The 616-nt window shown below is 62.3% G+C and carries 1 pseudogene; it reads right to left on the bottom strand.

The features are described 5' to 3' along the window. A pseudogene (locus tag EOA29_RS39210) lies at window positions 1-577 on the bottom strand (SPOR domain-containing protein); the annotation flags it as partial. Window positions 578-616: the final 39 nt, after the last annotated feature.

Here is a 616-nt window from a genome sequence, read left to right as displayed (position 1 = left end):
GCCCATGATGGTCGATCTGGAAGCCGTCATCCAGCGAGGCTGCCATTTCCTGATCGATGGAAAGGTCGTCCTCCAGAGGCGAAACTTCGTCCTCCAGAGGCGAAACTTCGTCCTCGTGCGGCGAGACTTCCAAAGAGCGCGCGACCGCCTTGTCGAAATCATCGTCGAAGGGGTCGAAATCATCGTCGGAGGCAATATCGGCGGCCGGCTCCGGCGCACGCGGCGTGGCAAAGTGGGCGTGATCGGCCGCGTCGTCAAAGACGAAGTCCTGTTCGAAGGAAGCGGCAAGCTCGTCGTCGGTGAGTTGGTAGGCCGGCTGGTGCTGGACTGCCGGCTGCGTGACCGGCGCGCTTTCCTCGGCAGCGTCGAATTCGCCCATCAATTCCTTTTCGAGGTCGATGTCGAAGTCGCTCTCTTCCGCGGCCTGGTTTACGGGCGCGGCCTTCGCGGCCGCCGGCGTCTGCGGCCTGACCGGCTGACGCGGATCGAAGCCCATGATGCGGGTCAATTCCGCGAACGGATCGTCATCGGCGATGTGGTTGCTTGCGGCTGCTTTCAGCTGGGTTCTGTCTGCCATTATTGTTCCCGAACTCGCACACAGTCGGACGCCATGGAC

This window comes from Mesorhizobium sp. M1E.F.Ca.ET.063.01.1.1 (genome assembly GCF_003998155.1).
Lineage (GTDB): Bacteria > Pseudomonadota > Alphaproteobacteria > Rhizobiales > Rhizobiaceae > Mesorhizobium.
This window is presented reverse-complemented; position numbering and strand designations above follow the sequence as displayed.